Genomic DNA, 26,501 nt, shown 5'->3' with positions numbered 1-26,501 from the left:
TATTTGAAATTTACCGTGACTTTTACCACGGTAATTCTCCCCACACCTTTTCAATATCATCCATCAATTTCACAACTGTTTTAAGTTCCACCTCGCTATAGTTGTTTAAAACTGAAAAGATTGATTTTTCAATATATGCTTGTTGCTCCTTATGGATTTTAAAAATTTCGATGCCTTTTTCAGATAATCTCAAATATTTATTTTTCCCATTATTCGGATCAAAATCAAAAACAACTAAATTTTTTTGAAGCAATCTTCTAACACTTTGAGTTATTGCACTTCTCGAAACTTCTAATAATTCAGATAATTTTACTAGATTCAAGGGCTGATTTTTTCCAATCACAACAATCAAATGTACCTCATTCAACGTAATGGATTTGTCAACACCACTTTTATGTTGATTTTTTTTTAACTGGTCAAACGCTAAAATAAATCTATTGAAACGATTATTAAATGCAATAAATTCTTTTTTATCCATAATCTCTCTTTTCTTTGTTAATCATATTAACAAAATAGAAACTTCCTGTCAAATAAAAAATCCTCCAGATTCTACTCTGAAGGATTCCTATCTTATTTCACAACAATATTAACCAATTTAGTTGGCTTCAATAGTCCAGTGGACTATTGAAGGTGGCAGATAGAGCTAATAAACTCGTTATTTAACGACGATATTAACGAGTTTGTTAGGTACTGCAATCACTTTCACGATTTCCTTACCGTCAATTTCTGCTTTGACTTTTTCATCAGCGAGAGCAATCTCTTGCAATTCTTCGCGTGATAGATCTTTGGCTACCATCAATTTGGCACGGACTTTACCTTTGATTTGGACGACGATTTCGATTTCGTCTTCAACCAATTTGCTTTCGTCCCATGTTGGCCAAGCGACATAAGAAATTGATTCACCTGTTGCTGCCACTGTTTGCCAGAGTTCTTCTGCCAAGTGAGGCGCAAATGGGGCGATCAATTGGATAAAGCCTTTAGCGTAGTCCACATAGAGCTTGTCTTCCTTGTTAGCGGCGTTGACAAAGACCATAAGTTGGGCAATAGCTGTGTTGAATTTCATGGATTCGATTTGCTCAGTGACAGATTTAACGGTTTCGTTATAAACCTTGTCAAGATCACCATTATTTTCCGCAACGATTTCTTTACTTGTAATCAAACGGTAAACACGGTCAAGGAACTTACGGCTTCCTTCCAGACCTTCTTCTGACCAAGCAATTGAAGCATCAAGTGGGCCCATGAACATTTCATAGACGCGAAGGGTATCGGCACCGTATTGTTCCACTACGTCATCTGGGTTGACAACGTTCTTAAGAGATTTAGACATCTTGGCTGGTGCTTGCTCCAACTCTTCTCCTGTTTCCACATGGAAGAAGGAACCGTCACGTTTTTCAACCTTGTCAGTCGCCACAAGAGCCCCACGGTGGTCACGGTAGCTAGTTCCCAAAATCATTCCTTGATTAAAGAGTTTTTGGAATGGCTCTTTAGTAGGTACAACACCGAGGTCATAGAGGAATTTGTGCCAGAAACGAGCGTAGAGCAAGTGAAGAACAGCATGCTCTGCACCACCAACGTAGATATCTACTGGCAACCATTGTTTTAGGAGGTCCTCATCAGCCAATTTCTCAGTATTATGTGGATCAATATAACGGAGGTAATACCAGCTTGAACCTGCCCACTGTGGCATGGTATTTGTTTCACGACGACCCTTGACACCATCTTCACGAGTCACTTCAAGCCAGTCTGTCAAGTTAGCTAGTGGACTTTCACCAGTACCTGAAGGGCGGATATCCTTAGTTACAGGCAAGACAAGTGGCAATTCATTTTCAGGAACAGCTGTTGAAGTTCCATCTTCCCAATGAATGATTGGAATTGGCTCACCCCAGTAACGTTGACGGCTAAAGAGCCAGTCGCGGAGACGGTAGGTAACCTTCTCTTGACCACAGCCGTTTTCTTCCAACCAAGCCACAATCTTAGCAATAGCATCTTCTTTGTTCAATCCATCTAGGAAGTCTGAATTGACATGAAGCCCATCTTCTGTGTAGGCAGCTTCTGCTACATTTCCACCTTCAAGTACTTCTACGATTGGAAGGTCAAATTGTTTGGCAAATTCCCAGTCACGTTGGTCATGGGCAGGTACAGCCATTACCGCTCCTGTTCCATAACTAGCAAGAACATAGTCTGCAATCCAGATTGGAATTTCCTTGCCGTTTACAGGGTTGATGGCATAAGCACCAATCCAAACTCCTGTTTTTTCTTTAGCAAGATCTGTACGAGCCAAGTCAGACTTGAGACTAGCTTGGTGTTTGTAGTCTGCTACGGCTTCTGCTTGCTCTGGGCTTGTGATAGCATCAACCAAGTCATGCTCAGGAGCCAAGACTGTGAAAGTCGCACCGAAAAGGGTGTCAGGACGAGTCGTAAATACTGTGAATTCCTTATCTGTTCCCTTAACTTTAAAAGTTACATTAGCACCAGTTGATTTACCAATCCAGTTACGTTGCATATCCTTGATAGACTCTGGCCAATCAAGCTCGTCTAAGTCATTGAGCAGACGCTCTGCATAGGCCGTAATTTTAAGCATCCATTGACGCATTGGCTTGCGGACAACTGGATAACCTCCACGCTCAGAAGTTCCGTCAGGAAGAACCTCTTCGTTGGCGATGGCAGTTCCCAATTCTTCAACCCAGTTTACTGGCACTTCCGCTTCATAGGCCAAGCCTTTTTCGTAAAGCTTAGTGAAAATCCATTGAGTCCACTTATAGTAGTTTGGATCTGTTGTATTGACTTCACGATCCCAGTCGTAAGAAAATCCAAGCGCATTAATTTGGCGTTTGAAGTTAGCAATGTTCTCAGCTGTAAATTCTGCTGGATCATTACCAGTATCCATAGCATATTGCTCTGCAGGCAAACCAAAAGCATCCCAACCCATTGGGTGAAGGACATTGTAGCCTTGCGCACGTTTGTAACGACTGAGAATATCGGTTGCAGTGTAGCCTTCTGGGTGTCCTACGTGCAGACCCGCTCCAGATGGATAAGGGAACATATCAAGAGCATAAAACTTCGGTTTTGATGCATCTGTTCCTGTCTTAAAGGTATGATGTTCTGCCCAGTAGCCCTGCCACTTAGGCTCAATTTCTTTATGATTATAAAAACTCATGGTCTCTCTCCAATTTTGTGATGTTACTATTATACCATTTTTGAGGGAATTTGGTCTCGTTCTATTTTATACTTTTCTATTTTACCTTGCTCTAGAATTTTTAAACTGCTATACTTATAACAGAAAACCCTTCCAAGGAGGTAGCGGATGTCTCATTCCTTTAAAAAATCTCTCCAAAAAGAAATTCTCCATAGAAGCTCTATCGCAGCCTTTGTGACCTCTCTTTTACTACTCATTTTACTTTTTGGTTTTTCCTATTTTTTACAAGAGCAACAACTCTCCAAAGATACGAGACAGATTGTCAAACAGGTTCAAGGGATGAAAGAAGCCAATAATGAGCTCCTGACTACTATGAACCATAAAATGATTCCAGGATTTTTGGATGGCAAACACACAGAGCGAGAAGTTTTTAGCTTATTTTACGAGACAAAAGCTAGACTGAAGCTTAGTTCTGACCTCATTATCCTAAGCGATACAGGTGAATTACTATTTAGTACCAATCGAAATCACCAAGAAAGTATTTTATCACCCTACTATCTAAAACTGCTCATTCAAAATCCTTCTCAAGATAAAGTTACAGAAAAAATTGCACTCTCTTCAGATAAGCAACATTACACACTCTTTATCAAACCACTACTTCAAAACCAACGAGTTAAGGCATATACTATTGCTTTCGTAAATGAGAATGATTTCATCTCAAGTTTCCCAATGATCAATTCCAAATACATCATTACCGATAGCTTTGGAAATATGTTTTCCAACAATACAAATCAGTTTACTCGTTCCACTCTTGAAAAATTTGATGAAAAACTCCTACACTCTCGCACCCACTGGTATGCGAATGAACCGCTTATTGTTCAAAAAGAAAAAGTCGGTGCTATTTTTTCAATCTATACTTTTCAATCCTTTTTTCCCATTCCTAGCTTACTTGGTCTAGCCTCCATTCTCACCTTATGTATATTCTTCCTCTACTTCTGGCAAGCAAGGCGAATTGCTCATAAGATTGCCACACACAATGCTGTTCCTATTGAAAGTTTGGTTTACCAACTTCAAGAAATTCCTAAACAAGCAGAAAAAAGGCTTTCTCTACAAACAGGTGATGAGTTTGAGTTTATGGCAGAAAAAATCAACAATATGTTGTACGAATTAGATCAACTTCATCAAAAAATGCTAACCATAGAAAAAGAAAAGTGGATTTTTGAAAGAAAAATGCTGGAAGCTCAGTTCAATCCTCATTTTCTCTACAATACGCTTGAGACAATTAAAATTACTTCTTTAATGGATGCAGCTCTAACACAAGACCTGATTCAAAATCTCACGCGCATTCTTCGCTACAGTATCACTGATTTAGAAAAAGAAACAACTATTTGTCAGGATTTAAAAATTATAGAGGATTACCTTATTATTCATAAAATTCGTTTCGAGCACTTTTCCTATAACATTGTATGTCCAGAAACTGTTGATAATCAGCCTATTCCTAAACTTTTCTTGCTTCCTCTAGTAGAAAATGCTATAAAATATGGGATGCAATACCGTATTGATCTTCATATAGATATCCAAATTACCTTAGAATCAGATTCTCTGACTTTTTTAGTCAAGGATAATGCTGGTGGACTCACAAAACAAGAGCGACTCTCTATTTTAGACTCTTTAGAAAGTCCTCATACCCAGCATGGCATCGTTAACAGCTATAAACGATTGAGTAATTTCTTTTCTGATGTCCAGCTAGATTTAGGAGTCAATCGCCAAGGAGAAACTTGGGTCAAATTTATAACGAAAGGACTAACTCATGTTTAAGCTCATTATCGTAGAAGACGAACACCTCATTCGAAAATGGCTAGAGATTGCCGTAGACTACTCTGCCTTAGGTATCCAAGTAGTAGGAACTGCCAGTCACGGTCAAGAGGGAATGAAACTCATCCAAGAAAAAGAACCTCATATTGTCTTAACAGACATCACAATGCCAATTATGGATGCTTTTATGATGTTCGAAGCCACTCGTACCCTTTCTTATGAAAAAGTTATCTTATCAGGCTATAACGATTTTCAAAATGCCAAAAAAGCCATGCAATATGGAGCAGTTGATTTCTTATCCAAACCAATTGATACCAAGGAGTTGACAGAATGTCTTCAAAAAATTGTTTTGCGATTAAGAGTTAGCACTTATCAAGAAACTCCTTTTTTAGAAGAATATCAAACTTTACTCACCTCTATCCAACAAGTTGATACACAAAACCAAATCATTCAGCAAATTCTTGAATTTGTGCACCAACACTACTGCATGCACTTTACCATTTCTACCATTGCAGATAATCTAGGATACAGTGAAAGCTATCTATATAAGGTTATCAAAGAAGACTTCCCAATGACACTAAATGAATATATCTTACGCTACCGCCTCAAGCAAGCTATAGATAAAATAGCTGAGTCCCCCAATTCCCCCCTAAGCGATATCTCTGAACAAGTTGGATTTTCAGATTATAAATATTTTGCCAAAGTTTTTAAAAAGTATCTCCATATTTCTCCAAAAGAATTAAAACTTATGGATAAAAACCATTAATGTAAAAGGATTGCTCAGTTCAGGCAATCTTTTTATTTTATACTTATACTAGAGCAAACTAGGAAACTCGCTACAAGCTGCTCAAATCATAGCTTTGAGATCACAGATAAAATGACGTGCTTTGAAGAGGATTACCATCGAAATCCCAGTTACAGTGTACCCATCCTTGCTCTAGGAACTCATTCCCTATTTTTCGTTTTAGATTTCTTTAAGGTTTTTATTATATCCTGTAGGATTCTACAATTTAAAAACATTAATAATCTAGGTAGAGAAAATGTTCGTAAAAAAGGAGATACTTATGAAAAAAATACTATTCTTTCTCTCTTTTAGCTGGATATTCCTTTCTTTATCAGGATGTTCTTCACCTATAGAAGCGGAAACTAGCACTGAAAAAGATTCAGATAACACTTTGGTTGTCTACTCGCCTAACCCTGAAGACCTTATCGAAGAAACAGTCCCAGCCTTCGAAGAAAAATATGGTATTAAGGTTGACTTAGTACAAGCCAGCACTGGTGAATTGTTCAAAAAAGCTGAGGCCGAAAAAGAATCCCCTGTAGCTGATGTCATTTTCGGAGGCTCCTACGCCCTCTTCTCTTCTAACGAAAATCTTTTTGAACCTTATATTTCCCAAGAAAACGACCAGATAATCCCTGAATATCAAAATAAAACAGGATTCTACACACCTTATACACTGGATGTCAGTGTTATCATTGCCAATTCAGCCCTTACAAAAGATATAAAAATTGAAGGTTACAATGATCTACTCAATCCTAAATTAAAAGGAAAAATTGCTACTGCTGATCCTAGTAATGCTTCTAGCGCCTTTGCACAATTAACAAACATGCTTGTAGATCAAGGTGGATACGAAAATGAACAAGCTTGGACCTATGTGAAAAATCTATTTACTCTAGTAGATGGAAAAATTGCATCTAGCTCTTCAAATGTTTACAAAGCTGTCGCCGATGGGGAAATGGCTGTTGGACTCACCTATGAAGACCCTGCCTTAAAACTCTTAAATGATGGAGTTGATGTAAAAGTCATTTATCCAAAAGAAGGAACCGTCTTTTTACCTGGTAACGCGGCTATCGTCAAAAATGCCAAACACATGGAAAATGCCAAGAAATTTATCGATTTCCTCCTTTCTCAAGAAATCCAAGATAAGCTAGGAACTGAAACTACAATCAGACCCATTCGTAAAAATGCTAAAACCAATAAAAATATGAAGGCTATGACAAAAATCAATATTGCCACTGAAGATTCCGATTATGTCATTAAAAATAAATCTGCTATTCTTAAAAAGTACAATGACATTTTTACAGATATCCAATCTAAAAAATAAAATTTGACTTAACAGTGATTAACTGTCAAACCCTGCTATAAAATCAAAAGATTACTTCCGTTTTTGTAGAGAATTTTACTCTAATAGAATAGAATTATCGGTTTTAAAAACGCTTACATTGTTTTAAAATAAACTTAAATAACACAACGGAGGTATCCATCATGAAAAAGAAATGGATGTATTATGCTGCTTGCGGACTAGCTCTTTTTGGTCTTGCTGCTTGTTCTTCTAATGAATCTGCCGATGGCGGTTCATCTGATAAAGGAGACGGCGGTTCGCTAGTCGTTTATTCACCAAACTCAGAGGGCTTAATCGGAGCAACTATTCCTGCCTTTGAAGAAAAATATGGTATCAAAGTAGAACTGATTCAAGCTGGTACTGGAGAACTTTTCAAAAAACTAGAGTCAGAAAAAGAAGCTCCTGTAGCCGATGTCATCTTTGGTGGTTCTTATACACAATATGCTACCCACGGAGAACTCTTTGAAAACTATACTTCAAAAGAAAATGATAATGTTATCAAAGAATATCAAAACACGACTGGCTACTCTACTCCTTATACACTAGATGGTAGTGTTTTAATCGTCAACCCTGATTTAACTAAAGGGATGAATATCGAAGGATATAGCGACCTTCTCAAACCTGAACTAAAAGGAAAAATTGCAACTGCTGACCCAGCAAACTCTTCTAGCGCCTTTGCTCAATTAACAAATATGCTACAAGCTCAAGGTGGTTACAAAGACGATAAAGCCTGGTCTTATGTAAAAGATCTCTTCACACTTATTGATGGGAAAATCGGTTCAAGTTCATCTGGTGTCTATAAAGCAGTCGCTGACGGAGAAATGGCTGTTGGGCTCTCTTATGAAGATCCAGCAGTTAAACTCTTAAATGACGGAGCTAACATTAAGGTAGTCTATCCAAAAGAAGGAACCGTCTTCCTACCTGCTAGTGCCGCTATCGTTAAAAAAGCTAAAAACATGGAAAATGCCAAGAAATTTATCGATTTTATTATCTCTCAAGAAGTACAAGATACACTTGGTACAACCACTACTAACCGTCCTGTTCGTAAAAATGCTAAAACAAGCGAAAATATGAAACCAATTGACAAAATCAAAACACTCACTGAAGATTATGATTATGTCATCAAGAATAAATCAGATATTGTTAAGAAATACAACGAAGTCTTTACAGATATCCAATCTAAACAGTAAAAGAGGTTCACTATGAGTGAGATCAAAATTATTAACGCCAAAAAAATCTACCACGACGTCCCTGTTATTGAGAATTTGAACATTACAATTCCAAAAGGAAGTCTCTTTACCCTTCTTGGACCTTCAGGATGTGGCAAAACGACTCTTCTTCGTATGATTGCAGGTTTCAACAGTATCGAAGGCGGAGAATTTTACTTCGATGATACAAAAATCAATAATATGGAACCCAGCAAACGCAATATTGGCATGGTTTTTCAAAACTACGCTATTTTCCCACATTTGACTGTCCGAGATAATGTTGCTTTTGGTCTTAAGCAAAAGAAGGTTCCAAAAGAAGAATTGGTACAACAGACCAATAAATATCTTGAACTCATGCAAATTGCTCAATATGCGGATCGAAAGCCCGATAAACTTAGTGGTGGACAACAACAACGTGTCGCCTTGGCACGTGCCTTAGCGGTTAATCCAAGTGTTCTCCTCATGGACGAACCACTTAGTAACCTAGATGCCAAACTTCGCTTGGATATGCGTCAAGCTATTCGAGAAATCCAACACGAAGTGGGTATTACAACTGTTTATGTGACCCACGACCAAGAAGAAGCTATGGCTATTTCAGACCAAATTGCTGTTATGAAAGACGGAGTCATCCAACAAATCGGTCGACCAAAAGAACTCTATCATAAACCAGCTAATGAGTTTGTAGCAACCTTTATCGGACGCACAAATATTATCCCTGCCACTCTTGAAAAACGGAGCGACGGCGCTTATATCGTCTTTTCAGATGGCTATGCCCTTCGAATGCCAGCCCTTGATCAGGCTGAAGCACAAGCTATTCATGTAAGCATCCGTCCTGAAGAGTTTATCAAAGATGAATCTGGAGATATTGAAGGAACTATTAGCGATAGCGTCTATCTTGGACTAAATACGGAGTATTTCATCGAAACAGGATTTGCCTCAAAAATTCAGGTTAGCGAAGAATCAACTTTTGAAGAAGATCTACAAAAAGGCGATCGTATTCGCCTACGAATCAATACTCAAAAATTAAACGTCTTTTCTGCAGATGGTTCGCAAAACCTGATAAAAGGAGTCAACCATGGAACGTAAAAAACTAAATATTTGGACAGCCTCCTCTTTCTTCATATTTCTTACCTATCTTGTCTTTCTGGTTTATCCTATCGTTACCGTGCTCAAGCAAGCACTCATACATGAGGGACAATTTTCACTAGCTAATTTTGTTACTTTCTTTAGTAAAGCCTACTACTCTGAGACACTTGTCAACAGTTTCAAGGTCTCCATTACCGCTACTGTCACTTCCTTAGTCGTAGGAACCTTATTAGCTTATCTCTTCTCTATGTATGACTTCAAGGGAAAGAAATTTCTACAAATATTAATTATCATTGCTTCTATGTCAGCTCCGTTCGTGGGAGCCTACTCCTGGATTCTCTTGCTGGGACGAAATGGGGTCATTACTAAATTCCTGACAAATGCTCTTCATCTTCCAGCTATTGATATTTATGGATTCAAAGGAATTGTACTTGTCTTTACACTTCAACTATTCCCACTGGTATTTCTATACGTTGCTGGGACAATGAAGAGTATTGACAATTCTCTACTTGAAGCTGCTGAAAGCATGGGTTCCTTCGGATTTAAGCGTATCGTAACGGTTGTTTTGCCTCTCCTAGTTCCAACCTTACTAGCAGCTGCCCTACTTGTATTTATGAGAGCATTCTCAGACTTTGGAACGCCTATGTTGATTGGTGAAGGATATCGGACTTTCCCCGTCTTGATTTATACCCAATTTATTAGCGAGGTTGGAGGAAATTCTGCCTTTGCATCTGCTTTAGCAATTATGGCGATTATCATTGCCTTGGCAATTTTCCTTATCCAAAAATACATTTCAAATCGCTACAGTTTCAGTATGAATTCGCTCCACCCAATTGAACCTAAAAAAACCACAAAAGGAAAAATGGTTGCCATTTATGCAACAGTCTACGGAATTATCTTGTTCTCTGTTCTACCTCAAGTCTACTTGATTTATACTTCTTTCCTAAAAACATCAGGTATGGTATTTGTCAAAGGTTATTCTCTAAACAGTTACAAGGTAGCTTTCAATCGTATGGGATCTGCTATTTTCAATACCATTCGTATCCCTTTGATTGCCTTAGTTCTAGTTGTCCTATTCGCAACATTTATCTCCTACCTAGCCGTTAGAAAACGGAATTTGTTTACAAACTTAATTGACAGCCTCAGTATGGTCCCTTATATTGTACCAGGAACCGTTCTAGGGATTGCCTTCATTTCTTCCTTCAATACCGGTCTATTTGGAAGTGGATTTCTTATGATTACAGGGACAGCTTTCATCTTAATTATGTCCCTATCTGTCAGAAGATTGCCGTATACTATTCGCTCATCTGTTGCTAGCTTGCAACAAATAGCACCAAGTATTGAAGAAGCTGCTGAAAGCTTAGGAAGTAGCCGTCTCAATACCTTTGCCAAGATTACAACTCCAATGATGCTATCTGGTATTATTTCTGGAGCCATCCTATCTTGGGTCACAATGATTTCAGAACTCTCTACTTCTATCCTCCTCTACAATGTCAAAACAAGAACAATGACTGTAGCCATTTATACAGAGGTTCTCAGAGGAAATTACGGTGTTGCGGCAGCCTTGTCAACTATCCTAACTGTTCTAACAGTAGGTTCCTTGCTCTTGTTTATGAAAATATCTAAAAGCAATAGCATTACACTTTAGTTTTCCCCATCAAAAACAGCCGAAAGAATTCTCGGCTGTTTTTTCTTATCTTGATATTCTTATCAAATTCCTAGCTCATGGCAAGCAAGTCTAGACTGATTAAATGGAGACTTCCTCCATCTTCTCACGTCCTAGTTCTCGGTAACTACGATCGCCGACGACTTCAACGCTAAACTGGCCGTCCTCATATTCAAGGATTGTCACGCTACCATTATCGAGACCATGCGGATGCATACCATTAATCAGATAAACAATGGTTCCAATGGTCATTCCATGGCTGACAACGAGAGCGTTGCCCCCACCTTGTTCTTCCATTTCTTTGGCAATCGCTTCAAAACCTTCTTTGATGCGGCCACTGAGTTTTTCCCATCCTTCAGCCCAACCAGCTGTATCGACCTCTACCAAACCCTCAGCCAGTTCAGCATAAGACAATTGGTGAACGTGGTCCACATTAAAGATACGAGGAATAATACCCATGAAAAGATCACCGTCGTAGGCTCCGTCAAAGCTACCAAAACACCATTCTCTGATACGCTTGTCCATGCGATAAGGGATTTTCCCCTGCAAACCAAGTTCATCAAGGATGATTCCCATAGTCTGAATGGTGCGACCAGAATCACTCGAATAAGCACGCTCAAACTGTAGACCAGATTCCCGCAAGCCGATTCCTAACTCTTGAATCCCTCGTTCACCTTCAGCTGTTAAGGGAGTATCGCTCCAACCTTGCGCTCGACCAATCGTGTTAAACATAGTCTTGCCATGACGTACCAAATACAATCGTACTTTTACCATTTTCCGTCCTCCGTTTGTTTCTATTATATCATGGATGATAAAACAAAAGCCACCCATACAGGCGACTTTTGCAGGAGATTATTATGAAAAAGTTTAGGAGTTCATTAAATAAAGATATTAGATGAAAATCAAATTCAAACTAAATCAGTGTTATCTGTTTCAAATAATATTAGGAGGTCTTTATTTAATGACTATAGTATACACACCTAACCTTAAATAGAACTTAAAAAATTATACCCATTCACCTTTTTCATTTACTTTATAGCCGTTAATGGTCATATTTTTTGCCAATTTCCCATCAGCTAACAAGTAATACCACTTATCCCCATCCTTAATCCATTGGTTACGAGCGTACTTACCATCTTGGTTCAGATAATACCAACTATCATACTGAGAATCAAATACCCACTCACTCTTAGCCATGTAACCGCCACGTTTTAGGTAGTATTCGCCCTGCCAAGCTTTCTCCACATAACTACCAGTTGAATCTACATAAAACCAGCTCTTATAATCTTCATCATAAATCCATTCGCTTGCAGCCATTGAAGCATCTGCTTTTAGATAATAACGGCCTACCCAACGATTTCTTACAAGATTGCCAGAGAGGTCATTGTAGTACCATTTCCCAGACTCTTTAAACCACTTACTTGCTTGATGATCTTTCTTAGTCTCTCCATTAGAGGTAACGGTAGATTGAGTTGAAGTTGAAACTGAGGATGAAGTTCCAGTAGAAACTGCTTGAATAGCCTCTTCTTTTGTCACCTTAGGCTTAGCTTTGCCTTGGTAAACATCTTCGATACGCTTAGTAAAGACAGATAACTCTTCAGGGGATAGCATTCGACTATTTTTGTAATTACCATCCTCATGTATATCCGCTTCTGTTTTGATCTTTTTAACAGCTTCTTCTACTATGTCATCAATCTTACTAAACATAGAAACTTTATCTGCTTTCGAAAGTGAATCATCATTACTAATGGCCGTCTTCTCCATAAAGGCAACAGCATTAACTTCTCTGATATTCTTTTCAGTAGGTGCTAATGAAAATGCTTGAAAATCGTCAGACAACATAGAAACTATTTTTTTAGTATATATATTTACATCTTCATTTACATCAGAATATGAAGGCAAATATATAGAAATCCATCTAGGCCCACCTGGACCGTCGTAACTATTATATGCTAATGAAGCTTCTTTTAGCATGTTTTCTCTCTCGACATTTGTATAATATGGATTGTTAGTTATTTGTGAAATGATGCGCTCTTTCTTTTTTAGAACTGCAATATGGAAAATCACTCCGTTAATGTCTCTCCTAAGCACTTTCAGCAATGCTTCATTTCTTTCAAGTGGAACAATATCATATAATCTAGATTTCCAATCTGGAAAATGAGGATAATTTGCAATTTCCTCTTCTTGTCTCTTCAAAGATTCGAACATCCATTGATTACGATTTGACAATATTTCAGGGATTTTGTTCTTGATTTCTTTTACATCATCCTGAGAAAAAGAAATTATCTTCCAATCAATTTGCTCAATCTCATTTAATAGCTTCTGCTTATTCTTATCCTGTAATTCTATATAAGATTTTTTAATTTTATCTATTTCTTTCTTAATCTCTTCTGGACTCACACTAGTGGTAGTTTCATGGCTTTCTTCCTGCGCATAAACTACTTGATTGGCAAACGTTGGTACTAGTAAAGTCGACAGTCCCAAAGCTACTAAAGCATGTTTCATTTCTTTTTTCATCATTTTCTCCTATTTTCTTAATTTTTAAAACTATGAATTGGTGCTGGGATTTGTCCTCCACGAGAGATGAAATCGAAAGACGAAGCCCCATTGACCTTCATAACAGGCGCAGTTCCTAATAGGCCACCAAATTCAATCATATCGCCTTCTTTTCCTTTTGGAATAATACGAACAGCTGTTGTTTTCATGTTAATGACACCAATTGCAGCTTCATCTGCAATCATAGCCGCAATGGTTTCAGCAGGTGTATCTTCTGGAATGGCAATCATATCCAAACCAACAGAACAGATAGCCGTCATGGCTTCTAGTTTTTCCAAATTAAGAGAGCCATTTTGCACTGCAGCAATCATTCCTTCATCCTCTGAAACAGGGATAAAGGCACCAGACAAACCACCGACTTGGTTGCAGGCCATCACTCCGCCCTTCTTAACTTGGTCATTCAAAAGAGCCAAGGCAGCCGTTGTTCCATGCGTACCAACTGTTTCTAGCCCCATTTCCTCAAGGACACGTGCTACAGAATCTCCAACCGCAGGAGTTGGCGCCAAACTCAAGTCCACAATACCAAATTCCACACCCAGTCTCTCACTGGCCATTTGGCCAACCAATTGACCGATACGAGTGATTTTAAAGGCAGTTTTCTTAACTGTTTCGGCTACTACATCAAAGCTCTGTCCACGAACTTTTTCCAAGGCACGTTTCACCACACCAGGACCGGAAACTCCAACATTGATGATAACATCTGCTTCCCCAACACCATGGAAGGCACCCGCCATAAATGGATTGTCCTCAACCGCATTAGCAAATACAACCAGCTTAGCTACCCCCATATCTGAAAGATTTGCCGTTTCCTTGATAACTCGTCCCATATCTGCGACAGCCGTCATATTGATACCAGACTTGGTTGAGCCGATATTGACTGACGAGCAGACCTTGTCCGTTTCAGCCAAAGCACGAGGAATAGAATTGATGAGAATCTCATCTCCCTTTTGATAACCTTTTTGTACCAAGGCAGAGAAACCACCAATAAAATCCACACCGATTTCTTTCGCAGCCTTATCAAGCGCTTTTGCCAAAACTACATAGTCTGCGGCATCTGTCGCTGCCCCAATCAGAGAAATGGGAGTCACCGATACACGCTTATTAACGATAGGAATTCCCAACTCAGCTGCAATTTCATCCCCCACAGCCACTAAATTAGCCGCCTTGGTCGTAATCTTTTGATAAATTTTCTCCGCAGCACGATTGATATCTGGATCGATACAGTCCAAAAGGGAAATCCCCATGGTAATGGTTCTGATATCGAAGTTCTGCTCCTCAATCATGGCGATGGTTTCAGTAACTTGTCTAATATCCATGTGCACCTCCTAGATATTATACATAGCTTCGAAAATCGCTGCACTCTGAATATTGATTTTCACATTCAAAGTTTGCCCAAAAGCTTCAAATTCATTACGAAGATAGGTAAAATCTTGCTTTTCATCGCTAGAGACGACAGCCATCATCGTAAAATATTCATCCAAAACAGTTTGAGAAATATCGTCTATGTTCAAACCCAATTCTGCAATTTTACTAGAAACACCTGCAACAATTCCAGATTTATCTTTACCAACAACAGTTATAATCGCTTTCATAAGCAAACTCCAATTCTTCTTTTAATAGGAAACCTGAACATTAAACAGGATTCTTTTCAATTAGTATAGCATAATTCTAACGAAAATACTCAAAAACGCCTGCTTACGAAGTTGTTCTTAAGAAAAAAACAATTTCGTAAACAAGCGTCTACTATCCCAACTTATGATGAGTGTTCCCGCTAGGACCGAAATCCTAGCGGTAGACCAGAGCTAGACTAAGAGCACAAGACTCCATCATCATAACACTCAACAAAATTGATGATTTTATACTAATTCGATGATCGCCATTGGTGCTGCATCACCACGACGTGGTTCAGTTTTAAGGATACGAGTGTATCCACCGTTACGTTCAGCATAACGAGGTGCGATTTCTGAGAACAATTTTTGAAGTGCTGTAGTAGAAGTGTACTTGTCAGTTGCTTCATCATAGTTTTCAGATGCGATTTCATTACGTACGAAAGCAGCTGCTTGACGACGTGCATGCAAATCACCACGTTTACCTAGAGTAATCATTTTTTCAACAGTTTTACGGATTTCTTTAGCACGAGCTTCAGTTGTCACGATTGATTCGTTGATCAAAAGGTCAGTTGTCAAATCGCGAAGCATTGCTTTACGTTGTGAGCTAGTGCGTCCTAGTTTACGGTAAGCCATGTATTCCTCCTTTATTTATCTTTTAATCCAAGACCCAAATCAATGAGTTTGAGTTTCACTTCTTCCAAACTCTTGCGTCCAAGATTTCGTACTTTCATCATCTCTGCTTCAGATTTTTCTGTCAAATCATGCACAGTATTGATACCGGCACGTTTCAAACAGTTGTATGAACGCACAGACAAGTCCAGTTCCTCAATCGTACGATCCAAAATACGATCGTCAGATTCAGTATCAGCTTCTTTCATCACTTCAGTTGACTTAGCAATCTCAGTAAGATTTGTAAACAAATCAAGATGTTCTGTCAAAATACGTGCTGAAAGCCCTAAAGCATCTTCTGGAATAATTGTTCCATTTGTCAAGATTTCAAGGGTTAGTTTGTCAAATCCATCATTGCTACCTACACGAGCAGGTTCCACTTGATAGTTGACTTTTGTAACTGGTGTATAAATAGAATCTACAGCAAGTGTTCCAACTGGTGCATTATCCTTTTTATTTTCATCAGCAGGTACATATCCACGACCACTGTTAACAGTCATAGTCGCTTTTAGGGAAGAACCTTCACCGATTGTAAAGAGATAATGATCTGGATTTACAATTTCAATATCGCTATCTGTCAAAATGTCACCAGCTGTTACTTCAGCAGGACCTTCAACATCTAGTTCGATGATTTTTTCGTCTTCAACGTACGATTTCACTGCAATTCCTTTAATGTTCAGAATGATTTGCATCACGTCTTCACGAACACCTGGAACTGTGTCAAACTCATGTAACACACCATCAATATTGATAGATGTCACAGCTGCTCCTGGTAGAGAAGCTAGAAGTACACGACGAAGAGAGTTACCAAGAGTTGTACCGTAGCCACGTTCAAGTGGTTCGATTACAAACTTGCCATAATCTTTATTTTCATCAATTTTTGTTATATTTGGTTTTTCAAACTCGATCATTTAGTTACTCCCTCTTAAACGAAAAGCAGTGTAATGCGATGATTATACACGGCGACGTTTTGGAGGACGAGCACCATTGTGTGGCACTGGAGTCACATCACGAATTGCTGTTACTTCAAGACCAGCGGCAGCAAGCGCACGAATAGCTGACTCACGACCAGAACCTGGACCTTTTACAGTAACTTCAACTGATTTAAGACCGTGTTCTTGTGCAGATTTAGCAGCAGCTTCAGAAGCCATTTGAGCAGCGAATGGTGTAGATTTACGAGAACCTTTGAAACCAAGAGCACCAGCTGATGACCAAGCAATTGCATTACCATGCACATCAGTAATCATAACAATAGTGTTATTAAATGTAGCGTGAATATGAGCAATACCAGATTCGATATTCTTTTTCACACGACGTTTACGTGTTGGTTTAGCCAAGACTTTTACCTCCTATATTATTTTTTCTTACCAGCAATCGCAACAGCTTTACCTTTACGAGTGCGAGCGTTGTTTTTAGTGTTTTGTCCACGGACAGGAAGTCCACGACGGTGACGGATACCACGGTATGAACCGATTTCCATCAAACGTTTAATGTTCAAGTTTACTTCACGACGAAGGTCACCTTCAACTTTGATTGCATCCACTTCACGACGGATAGCATCTTCTTGATCTGATGTCAAATCACGTACACGAACATCTTCTGAGATTCCAGCAGCAGCCAAAATTTTCTTAGATGTTGCAAGTCCGATACCATAAACATAAGTCAATGAGATTACTACGCGTTTGTCATTTGGAATGTCAACTCCAGCAATACGAGCCATGTTTTCTCCTTTCTATCTTATCCTTGACGTTGTTTGTGTTTTGGATTTGCTGGGCAAATTACCATAACACGACCATTACGACGAATAACTTTACAGTATTCGCAAATTGGTTTGACCGATGGTCTTACTTTCATTTCTTATCCCTCCAAGTTTTTCGATTATTTAAAGCGGTAAGTGATACGTCCACGTGTCAAGTCATATGGACTCATTTCGACAGTAACACGATCTCCCGCTAAAATACGAATATAGTTTTTACGAATTTTACCAGAAACTGTTGCTAAAATCTGATGTCCATTTTCAAGTTCAACCGTAAACATTGCATTCGGCATTGTATCAACTACTTTGCCTTCAACTTCAATCACATCGTCTTTTGCCACGCAAAAGCACCTCCATAAATTTCGATTCGATGCCTCTAGACACAGAGACAACAATTATAAGTCAGACTATCTCAGTATAACATTTGTAGCGGATTTTTGCAAGTGTGAAAAACGCTTTATTTCAAATTTGTCAATACTTTTTCGATATCTGAGAAGACATCATTGATATCTTGATTACCTTCGATGTTATGAACCAAACCTTTGGCACGGTAGTGAGCAATGATTGGTTCTCCTTGAGCAATATTCACATCCAAACGACGTTTCACTGTCTCAGGCTTATCATCTTCACGTTGGTAGTAATCTTCTTCTTTATAGTCAACTGGTGGGTTAAAGACCTTGTGGAAAGTTTCTCCAGTTACGCGGTGGATGATACGACCACTCAAACGTTCCAAGAGGCTGTCAGGATTTACTTCAATGTTGATGACACCTTCTAGTTCAATGCCAAGTTCAGCCAATGTTTTGTCCAAGGCATGAGCTTGTTCGATTGTACGTGGATAACCATCCAACAAGAATCCTGTTTCTTTAATATCATCTTGTGAAAGACGTTCTTTTACGATTCCATTTGTAACTTCGTCAGGAACCAATTCACCCTTGTCAATGTATGACTTAGCAAGAACACCCATTTCAGTTTGATTTGCCATTGCAGCGCGGAACATATCACCTGTTGAGATATGTGCAACATGGAATTGTTCTACAATTTTTGCTGCTTGAGTTCCCTTACCTGCACCAGGTAAGCCCATAATCAAAAGATTCATGATTTGATCTCCTTATTTTATTTTTAAATAGAAGCAAAAAATCTTTTCACCCCTATTTAAAAACAAAATAGAAGAGGGGAGACCAAACTCTCACAAATGTTAGAGTTAAACCTCCACTCCCTCAGTAATTACTGATTCAGTAATTACTTTTATTCTGTTCTGTCCATGAAACCAACATACTTACGTTTCAATAGGTAACCTTCCAATTGTTTGATTCCTTCAATACCTGTAGAGATAATGATCAAAAGACTGGTTCCTCCAAAAGCAACTGCTTCTGAAAGTCCGAAAACATCTTTTGCTACGATCGGTAAAATAGAAATCACACCAAGGAAGAGAGAACCAACAGTTGCAAGACGACGAAGAAGTTTAGACATATATTCTTCTGTCCCTTTACCAGGACGAACTCCGTGGATATAGGCACCGCTCTTTTGTAGGTTTTCTGCCGCTTTTTCAGGATTAATCTGTACAAACGTATAGAAGAATGTAAAGAGAATAATCAACAAAGCATACATGGCAATACCAGTTGGTGAAGTTGTTGCCAACATTTCTTGTGCTGTTCTTACCCAAGCCCAATCATGACCTGTAGCGCTCAAAAACTGAAGAATAGCCGCAGGCGCTGCAGTAATCGAACTTGCAAAGATAACAGGGATAACTCCAGCAGGGTTTACCTTCAAAGGAAGGTAAGAGCTAGATGGAGCACCTTGTGCAACCTTGGTATATTGGATTGGAATTTTGTATTCTGCTTGTTGAACATAAGTTGTAAAATAAATGATCAACAATACAGTAATAATCAAAATGATTACGAAAATGATAGATGAGTTGATACGGCTACTTGGGACGTTCACAAAGTAGTCTACATAGATGCCCTGAATCATCTCTGGAATTGAGGCAACAATCCCGGCAAAGATAATCATAGAAACACCATTTCCGTATCCCTTATCTGTAATCTGCTCTCCCAACCAAGTCACAATCATACTACCAGCTGTTAAGATGATACCAATCATGATAAAGACTTGTGGAGTAAGAGCTGTTTTCAATAATTGAGCTCCAGCCAAAGTATTAAAACCAGCTGTAATCCCGATAGATTGCACAAAGGCTAAAACAAGAGCAATATAACGAGTAGCTTGATTTAATTTTCTTCGACCTACTTCCCCTTGTTTACCCCACTCTACAAACTTGGGTAAAATATCCATTTGCAAGAGTTGGACAACGATAGAGGCCGTAATGTAGGGACTAACACCAAGAGCAAAAACTGAGAAGTTTTTCATGGCATTCCCTGACACCAAGCTCAACATGTTTAAGAAGGATAATCCACTTAAAGCATTCAAGCTATTGGCATTCACACCAGGAACTGTAATACTAGTTCCGATACGAAAGACCAAAACGATAAAAATTGTAAATAAAATTTTTGATCGAACTTGCTTGACTTTAAGAGCTTCTCTTAATAATTTAAAAAACATAGGTCACCTCTCTTAGATGACTTCTACTGAACCACCTTTAGCAGTGATAGCTTCTTCAGCTGATTTAGAGAATTTAGCTGCTTTCACAGTCAATTTCTTAGTCAACTCACCGTTACCAAGAACTTTAATACCTGATTTTTCAGCTTTAACAATTCCTGCTTCGATAAGAACAACTGGAGTAACTTCAGCACCATCTTCAAAGACGTTCAATTGATCAAGATTCACAATTGCGTATTCTTTAGCGTTGATGTTAGTGAATCCACGTTTTGGAAGACGACGGAACAATGGAGTTTGTCCACCTTCAAAACCAAGGCGAACTCCGCCACCGCTACGAGCTTTTTGACCTTTTTGACCACGACCAGATGTTTTACCGTTACCTGATGAAGTACCACGACCAACGCGGTTACGTACTTTACGAGAACCTTCTGCAGGTTTCAATTCATGAAGTTTCATTTTTATTTTCTCCTCTTTTGTAAAATGCTAGCGCCGATAAGGGAGAAAAGGTTGTCTCCCCCATCAACTCGCCTATACAACATCATCATAGATGACTATATCTAGTTTTAGGGGATGGTATAGTGCACATCCCCTAAAAATTCATTAGTTTACTTCTTCAACTGTTACCAAGTGAGATACTGCTGTGATCATACCACGGATAGCAGCGTTATCTTCCTTAATAACAGAGCTGTTCAATTTGCCAAGTCCAAGTGCTACAACAGTTTTACGTTGTGATGGAATGCGTCCGATTGGAGACTTAGTCAAAGTAATTTTAATTTGAGCCATTTTATCCCCTTTCTTATGCCAAATCAGAAACTGAAATACCACGAAGGGCAGCAACTTCTTCAGCGCGTTTCAATTGTTTCAAACCTTCAACAGTTGCACGAACAATGTTGATTGGAGTGTTAGAACCAAGTGATTTAGATGTAATATCTGCCACACCTGCCAATTCCACAACGGCACGAACTGCACCACCAGCGGCAACTCCAGAACCTTCTACAGCAGGTTTCAACAATACTTTAGCTCCACCGAATTCTGAAAGAACTTCGTGTGGGATTGTTGTTCCAACCATAGGAACTTCGATCAAGTTTTTCTTAGCATCATCTACTGCTTTACGGATTGCTTCTGGAACTTCTTGAGCTTTACCAGTACCAAATCCTACGCGACCGTTGTGGTCACCAACAACAACAAGAGCTGCGAAACGAAGACGACGTCCACCTTTAACAACTTTTGTAACACGGTTGACAGCAACTACGCGTTCTTCTAATTCAACTGCATTGTCTTTAAATGCCATTTTCTAGTGTCCTCCTATTAGAATTTCAATCCGTTTTCACGAGCTGCATCAGCCAAAGCTTTCACACGTCCGTGATATAGATATCCACCGCGGTCGAACACCACTTCTGAAATACCTTTAGCGTTTGCACGTTCTGCAACGAGTTTACCGACAGCAACGGCTTGTTCAGTTTTAGTTCCTTTTGAAACTTCTTTGTCAAGAGTTGAAGCACTTGCGAGCGTTACACCCGCTACGTCATCAATCACTTGAGCGTAGATGCCTGTATTAGAACGGAATACGTTCAAACGTGGGCGATCAGCAGTTCCAGAGAGTTTTCCGCGAACGCGACGGTGGCGTTTTTGGCGGAGTTTGTTTTTATCTGGTTTTGAAATCACAGTTTTCACCTCTTTAGTTTTAAATCGTGTGCTATGCACAAAGTTGGAAAATAGGTTGGTGTTTGAGAATCAACCACTCAACATTATTTACCTGTTTTACCTTCTTTACGGCGAACGAATTCACCAACATAACGGATACCTTTACCTTTATATGGTTCTGGTGAACGAAGGCTACGTACGTAAGCAGCTGTTTGACCAACTACTTCTTTTGAAATTCCGCTAACAACGATTGTTGTTGGGTTTGGAAGTTCAAAAGTAATTCCTTCTGGAGCTTCAACTTCGTCTGGATGAGATTTACCAACAGCCAAAACAAGTTTAGATCCTTGAAGTTGTGCACGGTAACCAACCCCGCGCATTTCAAGTTCTTTCTTGAATCCTTCTGATACACCAACAACCATGTTGTTCAAAAGGGCACGAGTAGTTCCGTGAATAGTTTTCATTTCTTTTGAATCGTTTGGACGGTGAAGAGTTACTTCAGTACCTTCCACACGGATTTCAATATCTTTTGAGAACTCACGAGTAAGTTCTCCTTTAGGTCCTTTTACAGTTACAACGTTGTCATTGTTAGTGATTTCAACACCAGCAGGCAACACGATAACTTTATTACCAATACGTGACATGTTTATTTTCTCCTGTTAAATTGTCAGGCCAGAACGGCCAGTTTTCACGGGGTTAAGATACTTATTTAGTTCAAGAGCTGAACTGAACACGCTCTAACGAGCTTTGTATCTTGATTTGAGTTCGAGCTAAGAATTTGGTGAAAAAGATAAGTTTGTCTTGGAGCATCGCTCCGGCTACAAACTTCCTATTTTCACTGCATTCTTTTAACGCTCTCACATCATCAATTACCAAACGTAAGCGATAACCTCACCACCAACATTCTTTTGGCGTGCTTCTTTATCAGTAAGCAAACCTTCAGAAGTTGAAAGGATAGCAATTCCAAGTCCGTTAAGAACTTTTGGAAGGTCTTCACGTTTTTTGTAGACACGAAGTCCTGGTTTAGAAACACGTTTCAAGTTAGTGATAACTTTTTCACCGTTTGGTCCGTATTTAAGGAATACACGGATGATGCCTTGTTTGTCATCTTCGATGATTTCAACGTTTTTTACAAAACCTTCGCGTTTAAGGATTTCAGCAATCCCTTTTTTGATGTTTGATGCAGGTACTTCAAGTACTTCGTGTTTCGCTTGGTTAGCGTTACGAATACGAGTTAGGAAGTCTGCGATTGGGTCAGTCATAACCATTTTGTTTTTCTCCTCTTACTAGTAGTTTGCAAGTTGCACTTGCTAGTTAATACATGATACAAAGAGCGTATCAGCAAGAGCAAAAATAGGCAATTTGATGCAGGAGCGATGCTCCAAAGCAAATTGGTCTTTTTTGCCAAAGCTGTAGCTCGTGTTCAAATTGGCAAAACCAACTGAACCCGGGCTAAACTCTGTGTGAAAAAGATAAACTTTCCTAGAAACTTCAGTTTCTTCGTCAAGTTTCCTATTTTCACTTAGAGTTTTGACGCCCTTGATATCTTAAATTACCAAGATGCTTTTGTTACACCAGGAATTTGTCCTTTGTAAGCTAATTCACGGAAGCAAACACGGCAAAGTTTAAATTTGCGGTAAACTGAATGTGGACGACCACATTTTTCACAACGAGTATAAGCTTGAGTAGAGAACTTCGCTGGACGTTTGTTCTTAGCAATCATTGATTTTTTAGCCATTAGATTTACCTCCTATATTATTTTGCAAAAGGCATTCCAAGGCCTGTAAGCAATGCACGTGACTCTTCGTCAGTGTTAGCAGTTGTTACGATAACGATGTCAAGACCACGAGTTTTGTCAACGTCATCGAAGTTGATTTCTGGGAAGATCAATTGTTCTTTCACACCAAGTGTGTAGTTTCCGCGTCCATCAAATGATTTTGTTGGAACACCGTGGAAGTCACGTACACGTGGAAGTGAAACTGAAACCAATTTATCCAAGAATTCGTACATACGTTCACCACGAAGGGTAACTTTTGCACCGATCGCAACACCTTCACGAAGACGGAAGCCGGCGATTGATTTTTTAGCTTTAGTGATAAGTGGTTTTTGACCTGAGATAAGTGCCAATTCTTCAGCAGCTTTTTCAAGGCTTTTAGCGTTTGATACAGCTTCACCAACACCCATGTTCAAAACGATCTTATCTACTTTAGGCACAGCCATCACTGATGAGTAGTTGAATTGTTCTGTCAAAGCAGGAACTACTTCATTAAGATATTTTTCTTTTAAACGATTTGCCATTATACTTCTCCTTTCCTTCGTGATTAATCAAGCACTTCGCCTGATTTTTTGTTGTAGCGAACTTTTTTACCGTCTACAAATTTGTAACCAACACGACCAGCTACACCATTTTTGTCCAAAACTTGAACGTTTGATACGTGGATAGCTGCTTCTTTCTCGATGATACCACCTTGAGGAAGCTCGTTAGTTGGACGTTGGTGTTTCTTAACGATGTTAACACCTTCAACGATAACTTTGTTTACTTTTGGAAGGGCAGTAAGGACAACAGCTTCTGTTCCCTTATCTTTACCAGCGATTACGCGAACTTTGTCGCCTTTTTTTACAAACATTAGGTTTCTCCTTGATTTTTCTTACGCCCATAAGGGCACCCTGGAGGTAAATCCAGGGGACTAGTTTGTTTCTAAAAATTAAAGTACTTCTGGAGCAAGTGACACGATCTTCATGAAGCCACCTTCACGCAATTCACGTGCAACTGGTCCAAAGATACGTGTTCCGCGAGGAGTTTTGTCTTCACGGATGATAACTGCTGCGTTTTCGTCAAATTTGATGTATGAACCATCAGCACGACGAGCACCTGATTTAGTACGAACGATAACTGCTTTAACAACGTCACCTTTTTTAACCGCACCACCAGGAGTAGCTTGTTTTACAGATGCCACGATAACATCACCGATGTTTGCAAATTTACGTCCTGAACCACCAAGAACTTTGATAGTCAAGATTTCGCGAGCACCGCTGTTGTCTGCGACTTTCAAACGAGTTTCTGTTTGAATCATTTCAGTTTTCTCCTTTCAGGTTTGATTAGATGATGACCGCTTCTTCAACAACTTCTACAAGACGGAAACGTTTTGTAGCTGAAAGCGGACGAGTTTCCATGATACGTACGATATCGCCTTCTTTGGCAACATTGTTTTCATCATGAGCTTTGTATTTTTTAGAGTAGTTAATACGTTTACCATAGACTGGGTGGTTACGTTTTGTTTCAACTACAACTGTGATTGTTTTGTCCATTTTGTCAGATACAACACGTCCAACAAGAACTTTACGATTATTGCGTTCCATTGAAATTTCTCCTTCCCTAGTCTATTATTTCGCTTCAGATTGAACTGTTTTGATACGAGCGATTTGTTTTTTAACTTCTTTCAGGCGAGCTGTTTGTTCCAATTGACCAGTAGCAGCTTGGAAACGAAGTTCAAACAATTCTTTTTTCAATTCGTTTTCGCGCTTCGCGAGTTCTTCTTGAGAAAGACCACGAAGTTCTTTAACAAATTCTTTTACTTCATTAAGTTTCATGCCTTCTCCTTATTCTGCTTCACGTTTTACGAATTTACATTTAACTGGCAATTTGTGGCTAGCAAGACGAAGCGCTTCGCGAGCGATCTCTTCAGATACACCAGCGATTTCGAACATCACTTTACCACGTTTAACTGGTGCTACCCAACCTTCAGGTGCCCCTTTACCAGATCCCATACGCACACCGATAGCTTTAGCAGTGTATGATTTGTGTGGGAAGATTTTAATCCAAACTTTACCACCACGTTTCATGTAACGAGTCATGGCGATACGAGCAGCTTCGATTTGGCGGTTAGTGATCCAGTGGCTAGTTGTAGCTTGAAGACCGTATTCACCGAATGCTACTTCTTTTCCACCTTTTGCTTCACCGCGCATTTTTCCACGGAATTCACGACGGTGTTTAACACGTTTAGGTACTAACATTGGTTATTTACCTCCTTTAGTGTTTTTGCGAGCTGGAAGAACTTCACCACGGTAGATCCATACTTTAACACCAAGTTTACCGTATGTAGTATCTGCTTCTTCCCAAGCGTAATCGATATCTGCACGAAGTGTGTGAAGTGGAACAGTTCCTTCAGAGTATCCTTCAGCACGGGCAATATCTGCACCGTTCAAACGACCTGATACTTGAGTTTTGATTCCTTTAGCTCCAGCACGCATTGCACGTTGGATTGCTTGTTTTTGTGCACGACGGAAAGCTACACGTTGCTCCAATTGACGAGCAATTCCTTCACCTACAAGGTGAGCATCCAAATCAGGTTGTTTGATTTCGATGATGTTGATGTGTACTTGTTTTCCAGTCAATTTGTTAAGTTTCGCACGGAGTGCATCAACGTTAGCACCACCTTTACCGATAACCATACCTGGTTTAGCAGTGTGAAGTGAAACGTTAACTTTGTTTACTGCGCGTTCGATTTCGATAGTTGAAACTGCTGCGTCAGCAAGTTCTTTTTGAACGAATTTACGGATTGCAAGATCTTCATGAAGGTAATCCGCGTATTCTTTTTCAGCATACCATTTGGCATCCCAATCACGGATGATGCCGACACGCATACCAATTGGATGTACTTTTTGACCCACGATTTTACCTC

The 26,501-nt window shown here is 39.3% G+C and carries 34 protein-coding genes; 6 read left to right on the top strand and 28 right to left on the bottom strand.

The features are described from left to right. Positions 1-22 precede the first annotated feature (22 nt). Together K4Z77_RS00815 and leuS are read right to left on the bottom strand one after the other, a co-directional pair. Positions 23-478: a MarR family winged helix-turn-helix transcriptional regulator gene (locus tag K4Z77_RS00815; RefSeq protein WP_060805951.1), complete on the bottom strand. Its 456-nt coding sequence runs from the start codon at positions 476-478 to the stop codon at positions 23-25. Positions 479-655: 177 nt separating this feature from the next. Further along, the gene (leuS, locus tag K4Z77_RS00810; RefSeq protein WP_060805950.1) at positions 656-3,157 is read right to left on the bottom strand and encodes a leucine--tRNA ligase; all 2,502 of its coding nucleotides are present in this window, start codon (positions 3,155-3,157) and stop codon (positions 656-658) included. A gap of 147 nt (positions 3,158-3,304) precedes the next feature. Here leuS and K4Z77_RS00805 point away from each other — a divergent pair, with 147 nt between their 5' ends. From K4Z77_RS00805 to K4Z77_RS00780, 6 genes are all read left to right on the top strand, one after another. Next, the gene (locus K4Z77_RS00805; RefSeq protein WP_224218149.1) at positions 3,305-4,954 is read left to right on the top strand and encodes a sensor histidine kinase; all 1,650 of its coding nucleotides are present in this window, start codon (positions 3,305-3,307) and stop codon (positions 4,952-4,954) included. Further along, positions 4,947-5,717 (top strand): response regulator transcription factor, encoded by a 771-nt coding sequence (locus tag K4Z77_RS00800; protein WP_224218148.1) that lies wholly within the window; start codon positions 4,947-4,949, stop codon positions 5,715-5,717. Before K4Z77_RS00805 ends, K4Z77_RS00800 begins: the two co-directional genes overlap by 8 nt. Before the next feature lie 298 nt (positions 5,718-6,015). Next, on the top strand, positions 6,016-7,056 hold the full coding sequence (locus K4Z77_RS00795) for an ABC transporter substrate-binding protein (protein ID WP_224218147.1): 1,041 nt from the start codon (positions 6,016-6,018) through the stop codon (positions 7,054-7,056). A gap of 161 nt (positions 7,057-7,217) precedes the next feature. Then, a complete protein-coding gene (locus K4Z77_RS00790) occupies positions 7,218-8,264 on the top strand; it encodes an ABC transporter substrate-binding protein (RefSeq protein ID WP_000731166.1) in 1,047 nt (348 codons plus the stop codon). A 12-nt stretch (positions 8,265-8,276) separates the two neighbouring features. Beyond that, positions 8,277-9,368: an ABC transporter ATP-binding protein gene (locus tag K4Z77_RS00785; protein ID WP_049521551.1), complete on the top strand. Its 1,092-nt coding sequence runs from the start codon at positions 8,277-8,279 to the stop codon at positions 9,366-9,368. Continuing rightward, the gene (locus K4Z77_RS00780; RefSeq protein ID WP_203175604.1) at positions 9,358-11,016 is read left to right on the top strand and encodes an ABC transporter permease; all 1,659 of its coding nucleotides are present in this window, start codon (positions 9,358-9,360) and stop codon (positions 11,014-11,016) included. Before K4Z77_RS00785 ends, K4Z77_RS00780 begins: the two co-directional genes overlap by 11 nt. 99 nt (positions 11,017-11,115) lie before the next feature. Here the strand turns inward: K4Z77_RS00780 and K4Z77_RS00775 are convergent, their stop codons facing one another. The 26 genes from K4Z77_RS00775 to rpsC all read right to left on the bottom strand — a co-directional run bounded on the left by K4Z77_RS00775 (position 11,116) and on the right by rpsC (position 26,490). After that, positions 11,116-11,808 carry a histidine phosphatase family protein gene (locus K4Z77_RS00775; protein ID WP_000241549.1) on the bottom strand — a complete coding sequence of 231 codons (693 nt, stop codon included), beginning with the start codon at positions 11,806-11,808 and terminating at the stop codon, positions 11,116-11,118. A 231-nt stretch (positions 11,809-12,039) separates the two neighbouring features. Beyond that, complete coding sequence (locus K4Z77_RS00770; RefSeq protein WP_000711930.1) at positions 12,040-13,551, bottom strand: N-acetylmuramoyl-L-alanine amidase family protein; 1,512 nt, start codon at positions 13,549-13,551, stop codon at positions 12,040-12,042. A 17-nt stretch (positions 13,552-13,568) separates the two neighbouring features. Then, positions 13,569-14,906, bottom strand: coding sequence for a PFL family protein (locus K4Z77_RS00765; RefSeq protein ID WP_224218146.1), 1,338 nt, complete (start codon positions 14,904-14,906; stop codon positions 13,569-13,571). 9 nt (positions 14,907-14,915) lie between these two features. Then, positions 14,916-15,182 (bottom strand): ACT domain-containing protein, encoded by a 267-nt coding sequence (locus tag K4Z77_RS00760; protein ID WP_031233450.1) that lies wholly within the window; start codon positions 15,180-15,182, stop codon positions 14,916-14,918. Positions 15,183-15,446: 264 nt separating this feature from the next. Continuing rightward, a complete protein-coding gene (gene rplQ / locus K4Z77_RS00755; RefSeq protein WP_000331493.1) occupies positions 15,447-15,833 on the bottom strand; it encodes a 50S ribosomal protein L17 in 387 nt (128 codons plus the stop codon). Positions 15,834-15,844: 11 nt separating this feature from the next. Continuing rightward, on the bottom strand, positions 15,845-16,780 hold the full coding sequence (locus K4Z77_RS00750; RefSeq protein ID WP_000568988.1) for a DNA-directed RNA polymerase subunit alpha: 936 nt from the start codon (positions 16,778-16,780) through the stop codon (positions 15,845-15,847). Positions 16,781-16,822: 42 nt separating this feature from the next. Beyond that, complete coding sequence (gene rpsK, locus K4Z77_RS00745; protein ID WP_001118385.1) at positions 16,823-17,206, bottom strand: 30S ribosomal protein S11; 384 nt, start codon at positions 17,204-17,206, stop codon at positions 16,823-16,825. Positions 17,207-17,223: 17 nt separating this feature from the next. Further along, on the bottom strand, positions 17,224-17,589 hold the full coding sequence (gene rpsM, locus K4Z77_RS00740; RefSeq protein WP_000090781.1) for a 30S ribosomal protein S13: 366 nt from the start codon (positions 17,587-17,589) through the stop codon (positions 17,224-17,226). Between the two features lie 17 nt (positions 17,590-17,606). After that, a complete protein-coding gene (gene rpmJ / locus K4Z77_RS00735) occupies positions 17,607-17,723 on the bottom strand; it encodes a 50S ribosomal protein L36 (protein ID WP_001808836.1) in 117 nt (38 codons plus the stop codon). 24 nt (positions 17,724-17,747) lie between these two features. Then, the gene (gene infA / locus K4Z77_RS00730; protein WP_001029883.1) at positions 17,748-17,966 is read right to left on the bottom strand and encodes a translation initiation factor IF-1; all 219 of its coding nucleotides are present in this window, start codon (positions 17,964-17,966) and stop codon (positions 17,748-17,750) included. A 116-nt stretch (positions 17,967-18,082) separates the two neighbouring features. Further along, a complete protein-coding gene (locus K4Z77_RS00725) occupies positions 18,083-18,721 on the bottom strand; it encodes an adenylate kinase (protein ID WP_224218145.1) in 639 nt (212 codons plus the stop codon). A 149-nt stretch (positions 18,722-18,870) separates the two neighbouring features. Beyond that, entirely contained in the window at positions 18,871-20,181 is a 1,311-nt protein-coding gene (gene secY / locus K4Z77_RS00720; RefSeq protein WP_000465403.1) for a preprotein translocase subunit SecY, read from the bottom strand. Between the two features lie 12 nt (positions 20,182-20,193). Next, the gene (rplO, locus tag K4Z77_RS00715) at positions 20,194-20,634 is read right to left on the bottom strand and encodes a 50S ribosomal protein L15 (RefSeq protein ID WP_000766088.1); all 441 of its coding nucleotides are present in this window, start codon (positions 20,632-20,634) and stop codon (positions 20,194-20,196) included. A gap of 144 nt (positions 20,635-20,778) precedes the next feature. Next, positions 20,779-20,961 (bottom strand): 50S ribosomal protein L30, encoded by a 183-nt coding sequence (rpmD, locus tag K4Z77_RS00710; protein WP_000057241.1) that lies wholly within the window; start codon positions 20,959-20,961, stop codon positions 20,779-20,781. Between the two features lie 13 nt (positions 20,962-20,974). After that, the gene (rpsE, locus tag K4Z77_RS00705) at positions 20,975-21,469 is read right to left on the bottom strand and encodes a 30S ribosomal protein S5 (protein WP_000874202.1); all 495 of its coding nucleotides are present in this window, start codon (positions 21,467-21,469) and stop codon (positions 20,975-20,977) included. Positions 21,470-21,486: 17 nt separating this feature from the next. Beyond that, on the bottom strand, positions 21,487-21,843 hold the full coding sequence (gene rplR / locus K4Z77_RS00700) for a 50S ribosomal protein L18 (RefSeq protein ID WP_000624044.1): 357 nt from the start codon (positions 21,841-21,843) through the stop codon (positions 21,487-21,489). Between the two features lie 83 nt (positions 21,844-21,926). Next, on the bottom strand, positions 21,927-22,463 hold the full coding sequence (gene rplF / locus K4Z77_RS00695; protein ID WP_000086626.1) for a 50S ribosomal protein L6: 537 nt from the start codon (positions 22,461-22,463) through the stop codon (positions 21,927-21,929). Between the two features lie 225 nt (positions 22,464-22,688). Next, positions 22,689-23,087 (bottom strand): 30S ribosomal protein S8, encoded by a 399-nt coding sequence (rpsH, locus tag K4Z77_RS00690; RefSeq protein ID WP_000245504.1) that lies wholly within the window; start codon positions 23,085-23,087, stop codon positions 22,689-22,691. A 284-nt stretch (positions 23,088-23,371) separates the two neighbouring features. Then, positions 23,372-23,557 (bottom strand): type Z 30S ribosomal protein S14, encoded by a 186-nt coding sequence (locus K4Z77_RS00685; protein ID WP_001085697.1) that lies wholly within the window; start codon positions 23,555-23,557, stop codon positions 23,372-23,374. A 17-nt stretch (positions 23,558-23,574) separates the two neighbouring features. Continuing rightward, positions 23,575-24,117, bottom strand: a complete 543-nt coding sequence (gene rplE, locus K4Z77_RS00680) for a 50S ribosomal protein L5 (protein WP_000013542.1) — start codon at positions 24,115-24,117, stop codon at positions 23,575-23,577. Between the two features lie 23 nt (positions 24,118-24,140). Further along, positions 24,141-24,446, bottom strand: a complete 306-nt coding sequence (rplX, locus tag K4Z77_RS00675) for a 50S ribosomal protein L24 (protein WP_000497691.1) — start codon at positions 24,444-24,446, stop codon at positions 24,141-24,143. 78 nt (positions 24,447-24,524) lie between these two features. After that, on the bottom strand, positions 24,525-24,893 hold the full coding sequence (rplN, locus tag K4Z77_RS00670) for a 50S ribosomal protein L14 (RefSeq protein ID WP_000616545.1): 369 nt from the start codon (positions 24,891-24,893) through the stop codon (positions 24,525-24,527). Positions 24,894-24,918: 25 nt separating this feature from the next. Beyond that, entirely contained in the window at positions 24,919-25,179 is a 261-nt protein-coding gene (gene rpsQ / locus K4Z77_RS00665; RefSeq protein ID WP_000440801.1) for a 30S ribosomal protein S17, read from the bottom strand. Between the two features lie 24 nt (positions 25,180-25,203). After that, positions 25,204-25,410, bottom strand: coding sequence for a 50S ribosomal protein L29 (gene rpmC, locus K4Z77_RS00660; protein ID WP_000772918.1), 207 nt, complete (start codon positions 25,408-25,410; stop codon positions 25,204-25,206). A gap of 9 nt (positions 25,411-25,419) precedes the next feature. Then, positions 25,420-25,833, bottom strand: a complete 414-nt coding sequence (rplP, locus tag K4Z77_RS00655; protein WP_000960946.1) for a 50S ribosomal protein L16 — start codon at positions 25,831-25,833, stop codon at positions 25,420-25,422. A 3-nt stretch (positions 25,834-25,836) separates the two neighbouring features. Next, positions 25,837-26,490, bottom strand: a complete 654-nt coding sequence (gene rpsC / locus K4Z77_RS00650; RefSeq protein WP_000529936.1) for a 30S ribosomal protein S3 — start codon at positions 26,488-26,490, stop codon at positions 25,837-25,839. Between the last annotated feature and the right edge of the window lie 11 nt (positions 26,491-26,501).

Source organism: Streptococcus mitis subsp. hohhotensis, assembly GCF_020089495.2.
Taxonomy (GTDB): domain Bacteria; phylum Bacillota; class Bacilli; order Lactobacillales; family Streptococcaceae; genus Streptococcus; species Streptococcus hohhotensis.
This window is presented reverse-complemented; position numbering and strand designations above follow the sequence as displayed.

What these genes read in the sequence shown, in the direction of transcription:
- K4Z77_RS00815 (WP_060805951.1), bottom strand. Translation starts at nt 478, where the DNA reads ATGGATAAAAAAGAATTTATTGCATTTAATAATCGTTTCAATAGATTT.
- leuS (WP_060805950.1), bottom strand. Translation starts at nt 3,157, where the DNA reads ATGAGTTTTTATAATCATAAAGAAATTGAGCCTAAGTGGCAGGGCTAC.
- K4Z77_RS00805 (WP_224218149.1), top strand. Translation starts at nt 3,305, where the DNA reads ATGTCTCATTCCTTTAAAAAATCTCTCCAAAAAGAAATTCTCCATAGA.
- K4Z77_RS00800 (WP_224218148.1), top strand. Translation starts at nt 4,947, where the DNA reads ATGTTTAAGCTCATTATCGTAGAAGACGAACACCTCATTCGAAAATGG.
- K4Z77_RS00795 (WP_224218147.1), top strand. Translation starts at nt 6,016, where the DNA reads ATGAAAAAAATACTATTCTTTCTCTCTTTTAGCTGGATATTCCTTTCT.
- K4Z77_RS00790 (WP_000731166.1), top strand. Translation starts at nt 7,218, where the DNA reads ATGAAAAAGAAATGGATGTATTATGCTGCTTGCGGACTAGCTCTTTTT.
- K4Z77_RS00785 (WP_049521551.1), top strand. Translation starts at nt 8,277, where the DNA reads ATGAGTGAGATCAAAATTATTAACGCCAAAAAAATCTACCACGACGTC.
- K4Z77_RS00780 (WP_203175604.1), top strand. Translation starts at nt 9,358, where the DNA reads ATGGAACGTAAAAAACTAAATATTTGGACAGCCTCCTCTTTCTTCATA.
- K4Z77_RS00775 (WP_000241549.1), bottom strand. Translation starts at nt 11,808, where the DNA reads ATGGTAAAAGTACGATTGTATTTGGTACGTCATGGCAAGACTATGTTT.
- K4Z77_RS00770 (WP_000711930.1), bottom strand. Translation starts at nt 13,551, where the DNA reads ATGAAAAAAGAAATGAAACATGCTTTAGTAGCTTTGGGACTGTCGACT.
- K4Z77_RS00765 (WP_224218146.1), bottom strand. Translation starts at nt 14,906, where the DNA reads ATGGATATTAGACAAGTTACTGAAACCATCGCCATGATTGAGGAGCAG.
- K4Z77_RS00760 (WP_031233450.1), bottom strand. Translation starts at nt 15,182, where the DNA reads ATGAAAGCGATTATAACTGTTGTTGGTAAAGATAAATCTGGAATTGTT.
- rplQ (WP_000331493.1), bottom strand. Translation starts at nt 15,833, where the DNA reads ATGGCTTACCGTAAACTAGGACGCACTAGCTCACAACGTAAAGCAATG.
- K4Z77_RS00750 (WP_000568988.1), bottom strand. Translation starts at nt 16,780, where the DNA reads ATGATCGAGTTTGAAAAACCAAATATAACAAAAATTGATGAAAATAAA.
- rpsM (WP_000090781.1), bottom strand. Translation starts at nt 17,589, where the DNA reads ATGGCTCGTATTGCTGGAGTTGACATTCCAAATGACAAACGCGTAGTA.
- rpmJ (WP_001808836.1), bottom strand. Translation starts at nt 17,723, where the DNA reads ATGAAAGTAAGACCATCGGTCAAACCAATTTGCGAATACTGTAAAGTT.
- K4Z77_RS00725 (WP_224218145.1), bottom strand. Translation starts at nt 18,721, where the DNA reads ATGAATCTTTTGATTATGGGCTTACCTGGTGCAGGTAAGGGAACTCAA.
- secY (WP_000465403.1), bottom strand. Translation starts at nt 20,181, where the DNA reads ATGTTTTTTAAATTATTAAGAGAAGCTCTTAAAGTCAAGCAAGTTCGA.
- rplO (WP_000766088.1), bottom strand. Translation starts at nt 20,634, where the DNA reads ATGAAACTTCATGAATTGAAACCTGCAGAAGGTTCTCGTAAAGTACGT.
- rpmD (WP_000057241.1), bottom strand. Translation starts at nt 20,961, where the DNA reads ATGGCTCAAATTAAAATTACTTTGACTAAGTCTCCAATCGGACGCATT.
- rpsE (WP_000874202.1), bottom strand. Translation starts at nt 21,469, where the DNA reads ATGGCATTTAAAGACAATGCAGTTGAATTAGAAGAACGCGTAGTTGCT.
- rplF (WP_000086626.1), bottom strand. Translation starts at nt 22,463, where the DNA reads ATGTCACGTATTGGTAATAAAGTTATCGTGTTGCCTGCTGGTGTTGAA.
- rpsH (WP_000245504.1), bottom strand. Translation starts at nt 23,087, where the DNA reads ATGGTTATGACTGACCCAATCGCAGACTTCCTAACTCGTATTCGTAAC.
- K4Z77_RS00685 (WP_001085697.1), bottom strand. Translation starts at nt 23,557, where the DNA reads ATGGCTAAAAAATCAATGATTGCTAAGAACAAACGTCCAGCGAAGTTC.
- rplE (WP_000013542.1), bottom strand. Translation starts at nt 24,117, where the DNA reads ATGGCAAATCGTTTAAAAGAAAAATATCTTAATGAAGTAGTTCCTGCT.
- rplX (WP_000497691.1), bottom strand. Translation starts at nt 24,446, where the DNA reads ATGTTTGTAAAAAAAGGCGACAAAGTTCGCGTAATCGCTGGTAAAGAT.
- rplN (WP_000616545.1), bottom strand. Translation starts at nt 24,893, where the DNA reads ATGATTCAAACAGAAACTCGTTTGAAAGTCGCAGACAACAGCGGTGCT.
- rpsQ (WP_000440801.1), bottom strand. Translation starts at nt 25,179, where the DNA reads ATGGAACGCAATAATCGTAAAGTTCTTGTTGGACGTGTTGTATCTGAC.
- rpmC (WP_000772918.1), bottom strand. Translation starts at nt 25,410, where the DNA reads ATGAAACTTAATGAAGTAAAAGAATTTGTTAAAGAACTTCGTGGTCTT.
- rplP (WP_000960946.1), bottom strand. Translation starts at nt 25,833, where the DNA reads ATGTTAGTACCTAAACGTGTTAAACACCGTCGTGAATTCCGTGGAAAA.